At 44.6% G+C, this 4904-nt stretch carries 7 protein-coding genes; 4 read left to right on the forward strand and 3 right to left on the reverse strand.

The window, feature by feature from the left end; all coding sequences use genetic code 11:
* A partial coding sequence (locus PX484_RS00815) for an O-linked N-acetylglucosamine transferase family protein (RefSeq protein ID WP_502882685.1) occupies positions 1-403 on the forward strand: 403 nt, incomplete at its 5' end.
* Between the two features lie 90 nt (positions 404-493).
* Here PX484_RS00815 and cobT read toward each other — a convergent pair.
* The 3 genes from cobT to PX484_RS00830 are packed head-to-tail and all read right to left on the reverse strand — an operon-like array spanning position 494 to position 2226.
* Entirely contained in the window at positions 494-1567 is a 1074-nt protein-coding gene (gene cobT / locus PX484_RS00820) for a nicotinate mononucleotide-dependent phosphoribosyltransferase CobT (protein WP_287766104.1), read from the reverse strand.
* Positions 1568-1594: 27 nt separating this feature from the next.
* A complete protein-coding gene (locus tag PX484_RS00825) occupies positions 1595-2005 on the reverse strand; it encodes a type II toxin-antitoxin system VapC family toxin (RefSeq protein WP_002738349.1) in 411 nt (136 codons plus the stop codon).
* Positions 1993-2226, reverse strand: coding sequence for a hypothetical protein (locus PX484_RS00830; protein ID WP_002739069.1), 234 nt, complete (start codon positions 2224-2226; stop codon positions 1993-1995). Before PX484_RS00830 ends, PX484_RS00825 begins: the two co-directional genes overlap by 13 nt.
* A 198-nt stretch (positions 2227-2424) precedes the next feature.
* Between PX484_RS00830 and PX484_RS00835 the strand changes: the two genes are divergently transcribed.
* The 3 genes from PX484_RS00835 to PX484_RS00845 form a co-directional block, all read left to right on the forward strand.
* Positions 2425-3303: an ABC transporter permease gene (locus PX484_RS00835; protein ID WP_287667484.1), complete on the forward strand. Its 879-nt coding sequence runs from the start codon at positions 2425-2427 to the stop codon at positions 3301-3303.
* A gap of 45 nt (positions 3304-3348) precedes the next feature.
* Positions 3349-3711 carry a thioredoxin family protein gene (locus tag PX484_RS00840; protein ID WP_002801133.1) on the forward strand — a complete coding sequence of 121 codons (363 nt, stop codon included), beginning with the start codon at positions 3349-3351 and terminating at the stop codon, positions 3709-3711.
* A 16-nt stretch (positions 3712-3727) separates the two neighbouring features.
* A partial coding sequence (locus PX484_RS00845) for an LL-diaminopimelate aminotransferase (protein ID WP_287667487.1) occupies positions 3728-4904 on the forward strand: 1177 nt, incomplete at its 3' end.

The raw sequence follows: 4904 nt of genomic DNA on the forward strand, positions 1-4904 counted from the left end.
ACTCAATTGGCAAGATTACGGGGTAATGATGCCACAATTAGAACAAAATGATTATTTTCAGCTTAACTTATTAGCAGACATCTATTTAGATAACTTAAGTTGGTCGGGGGGAAATACCACCTTAGAAGCAATTGCCTGTCAACTTCCAGTTGTTACCTGTCCGGGGGAATTTATGCGCGGAAGACATTCCTATGCTATCTTGAAAAAATTAGGCATAACCGAGACAATTGCTACGGATAAAAATCACTATCTTGAAATTGCTATTCGTTTAGGTTTAGATAATCAATGGCGACAAACAATCAAAGATTATACTAAAATGAATATCGATACAGTATTTAACGATCAAACCTCTGTAGAAAGTCTAGAAAGATTTTATCAATCTGTAGTAGGAGAGAATAAATAAAAGTTTAGAGCTAGATAAAATTTAAAAAACTCACATCCGACTACCGACTCCCTAAAAGGAAAACTTCCTACCTGATCATTAAGATAACTGCTATAGTTGAAACCCGATTAAATTTTCGATCGCTTTGAGTAAATCTTGATTAGTCCAATTCTGGTACAGATAAGCGGCGATCGCACATCCCCCCGCACCTACTCCCTCTTTGACGAAACCCTGTTCATAAGCTTGCAAAACCGGGTATTTAGAGGCTGAAAAGTTTAATTGTGTGGCTAATAAAGGCACTTTTCCGATCATTCGGGCTAATCCCACCGTATCCCCCGTTTTATCTTCCGCTACCCAGCGAGTTGTGCCGACGATGATATTTTCCCAGTTAACGGGATAGGCATATTTAGCCACTAGAGCTTTAATTAGGGCAGAAACGGCTAACATTTGGGTTCCTCCGGCGAGGAGTACCCCACCCTGGCGACTGGCGGCGATCGCCATGCCAGCGACGAAAATCTGCTGAGGATCGCCTAGGGCGGCGATTACCTCAAAAGGATCAAAAATTTCTTTTCGGGCTAATCCCTGCTCAACTATTGCCCATTTCTGAGCATGATTGCACTGGGGATGGCTGCTGTTAACTTTGCCGTTGGCTCGATAACCCAATCCGGTGAGGATGGCGAGGGCGGTGGTGGTGCCACCGACCACACACTCGCCGATAATTAGATAACTAGACTCGCGGGCTAGTTTTTCTCCCCAGGTTAGTCCTTGGGCGAACAGGTGTTTTACTATGTCGAAATCTAGGGCGCGGCCGGTGGAGAGACAACGGGCCGGTTGTCCCCCCAGTTCGATATAATCGACGGCCGGGGGCAAGGGTAAACCGGCGTTAAAAACCCGGACGGGAATGGCTAATTTTTCCACCACGGCGCGGGTAATATAGGCAGGGGAGGCTCCCACCGTTAGGGGGGGTAAGGGATAACGGGGATGGGGTGAAACTCCTTTAACGATAAATTCGGCATCGGCGATCGCTGTATATTTTCTATCTTCCGGGGTGGCGCCGGCGGTGGAGATTCCGGGGATTAATCCCGTCTCGGTAAACCCCAAAACTAGGGCAAATATCGGAGAAGATTTTTGATGGCGCTCTAACCAATTTTGCCCCCGTTCGATTTCCGTGTAAATTTTAATCATCTGTTGATTTTGTCCTCTTACTTATCACTATTTCCCTCTCTCCATGAGATGATCTTTGATTTCAACATATTTAGAAAATAAGTTATCAATACTAGCCAGTTTTGCCCCGTATGCTAAGGCTGTAGCCATAATAATACGGTCAAAAGGATCTTTGTGAATGGGAGATAAATTAACGGCTCTAATGGCAATTTCGGGGGTAATTGAAAATATATCTATTTTAGCTACTGTTAAAGCTTGTTGAATCCACTCTTGAAGGGGATAACTTAATTCTAATCTCCCCCGTTGGTTAGCAAGGGCTATTTCATAGCAAGAAATGGGGGAAACTCCGAGAGATTCTGCTAACTCAAATTTTTCTAGCCAATGCTCGGGAAATCTGTCAAAATTGCCATTTATTAACCACAACCAAATATGAGTATCAAGCACAATTACTTCAGACATTCCCAATCTTCTTCATCTACAATAGGACTGACCATATCACCTAGTATTTTAGCTTTACCCACCATATTCTCAACTGGAAAATGACGTTTGAATAAGGATGGTTTTTCTTCTAATAAGTTGTTTTTGCTGGCGGTGAAATTTTTAATTAATTGATAAAGTTCATCTAGTTGTTCTTCAGGTAAATTATCAATTGCTGTTTGAATAAGTTCTTTAACAGTCATAGTTTTACTCTCTATTTTCTGAACTTGAGTTATACTATAACACAACGGTTCCTTCAATAAAGGGACTCATCTTGAGATTTTACCTAAAATACAGCAGACTAAAAAGACTCATTTAAACCGTTTATTCTTAGATTAGCGGAATCTCCCCTAATGCAAGAGTGCCTCGTCTCAAAAAGTAATTTAAACACTTAACAGCTTATGTCTCCCCTGTCTTCTGCAATTATCGATACTTGGCGACGTTTTTACCGAGATCCCCTGGCAACAATAGGAGCGATCGCATTAATTATAATTATTCTTGCCGTCCTATTCGGTCCGATTTTTTATCGGGTCCCCATCGATACCATTGATTTTAGTCAAACCACTGCTCCCCCTAGTTTAAAACATCTTTTCGGCACTAACGATCTGGGCCAGGATCAATTGGCGAGGATTTTGGTGGGGGGTCGAATTTCCCTAGCGGTGGGGATTGCTGCTATGATAGTTGCGATTATTCTAGGGACGGCGATCGGAGCTATTTCCGGGTTTTACGGGGGCGCAATCGATGGCTTATTGATGCGATTAACGGATTTATTCCTATCTTTGCCCCAATTACCCCTACTTTTACTGATTGTCTATCTATTTCGCGATAGCATCAAAAAAATCGCCGGACCGGAAACGGGTATTTTTATCCTCGTGGTTTTAGTAATCGGGGGTTTAAATTGGATGTCGGTGGCGCGATTGGTGCGGGGAAATTTCTTAAAGTTACGGGAGATGGAATTTATCTCGGCTGCGATTGCTTTGGGGGCCACTCCTTTCCGTTTAATCTGGGTGCATTTATTGCCTAATGTTTTGGGAATGATTATCGTGGCGGCTACTTTAGCGGTGGGTAATGCGATTATTACCGAGTCAACCCTGAGTTTTTTGGGTTTGGGTTTCCCCCCCGATGTGCCGACTTGGGGACAAATGTTATTTAAAGCTAAAGATTACTTGACAACTGCCCCCCACTTGGTCATTTTTCCGGCTCTGGCTATCGTGATCACAGTGTTAAGTATTAATTTTATCGGTGATGGTTTACGCGATGTCTTCGATCCTCATGTTTGAGGAATTGTGGAAGTGGATAATTGCCGAAAATTACCCAGAACCCCTATGATGATCAGTAACGATGGTGAGGAAATAAATACTGTGAGTAGCGTAACTGTCATTAGCGATCAGAAGTTTGACCAAGAGGTTTTTGAGGTCGAAAAACCCGTTTTAGTCTATTTTTGGGCGAGTTGGTGCGGTCCGTGCCGTCTGGTATCCCCCTCGATCGATTGGGTAGCCAACACCTACGGCGAACGGCTAAAAGTAGTTAAACTAGAGGTGGACCCTAACCCCAACTCGGTGGCTAAATGTGATGTGAAAGGTGTTCCCGCTTTACGCATCTTTAAAGATAAAAAACTTATTGCCACTCATGAAGGGGCGATCGGCAAACCACAATTACAATCTTTTATCGATACCTATGTCAGCTAATTAGGTATCTGTGGTTATGAATAACTTAACCCTAGCACACCGCTTACAGGCACTCCAATCCAACGTTTTTGCCGATATGGATCGGGCAAAAGCTGCCAGTAGAGAAGCGGGTAATACCATTATCGATCTTTCGCTCGGTTCCTCCGATCTTGGGGCTGCTCCCCACGTTGTCGATGCTATTGAGCGATCTCTCCACGATCCTCACACCCACGGCTATTTACTCCATAATGGTACGCGAGACTTCCGAATAACTGCCGCTAACTGGTATAGCGATCGCTTTGGTGTCCCCGTCGATCCGGAAACGGAGGTTTTACCCCTAATTGGTTCTCAGGAAGGCACGGCCCATCTACCTTTGGCCCTTCTCAACCCCGGGGATTTTGCTCTGCTCCTCGATCCGGGTTATCCCTCCCATTTGGGCGGTGTTGCCCTTGCTGGCGGTCAAATGTACGGAATGCCAATTTTGGCAAAAAATGACTTTCTGCCGGTTTTAGAGGACATTCCTGAGGCAGTGCTGGCACAATCGAAGCTGATGGTCTTGAGTTATCCCCATAATCCCACTACAGCGATCGCACCTTTGGCATTTTTCCAAAAAGCGGTTGACTTTTGCCGTCAGCATAATTTAGTTTTAATCCACGATTTTCCCTATCTAGACATCTTTTTTGCGGGAACATCGCCCCCCCCGTCAATTTTACAGGCCGATCGAGCTAAAACTAATTCGATCGAGTTTTTTACCTTTTCTAAGTCCTATAATATGGGCGGTTTTCGCATCGGTTTCGCCATTGGCAACCCGCAGTTAATTATGGCTTTGCGACAGATTAAAGCCATGGTTGATTTTAATCAGTATTTGGGCATCCTTAACGGTGCGATCGCTGCTTTAACCGGTAATCAAGATTCAGTCAAGGAAACCGTCGCTATCTTCCAAAAACGCCGGGATGTGTTTATTAATGCCCTAAATCGCATCGGTTGGCCAGTTGCCACCCCGGCCGCCACTATGTACGTTTGGGCGAAAATTCCCCCCAGTTGGCCGGGTAATTCCGTCGATTTTTGTCGGCAATTGGTGGCCCAAACCGGTGTCGCGGTCTCTCCCGGTTCCGGTTTTGGTAAGGGTGGTGAGGGTTATGTGCGTTTTGCCTTAGTTCACGATCCCGATATTCTAGAGGCTGCCGTGGAGAAAATTGGGGCTTTTTTGGGAT

The organism is Microcystis sp. M49636_WE2, assembly GCF_030065375.1.
GTDB lineage: Bacteria > Cyanobacteriota > Cyanobacteriia > Cyanobacteriales > Microcystaceae > Microcystis > Microcystis aeruginosa_C.

Excerpts from the sequence above, each read along its gene's own strand:
- PX484_RS00830 (WP_002739069.1), bottom strand. The coding sequence starts at position 2,226 with ATGACTGTTAAAGAACTTATTCAAACAGCAATTGATAATTTACCTGAA.
- cobT (WP_287766104.1), bottom strand. The coding sequence starts at position 1,567 with ATGATTAAAATTTACACGGAAATCGAACGGGGGCAAAATTGGTTAGAG.
- PX484_RS00835 (WP_287667484.1), top strand. The coding sequence starts at position 2,425 with ATGTCTCCCCTGTCTTCTGCAATTATCGATACTTGGCGACGTTTTTAC.
- PX484_RS00840 (WP_002801133.1), top strand. The coding sequence starts at position 3,349 with ATGATGATCAGTAACGATGGTGAGGAAATAAATACTGTGAGTAGCGTA.
- PX484_RS00825 (WP_002738349.1), bottom strand. The coding sequence starts at position 2,005 with ATGTCTGAAGTAATTGTGCTTGATACTCATATTTGGTTGTGGTTAATA.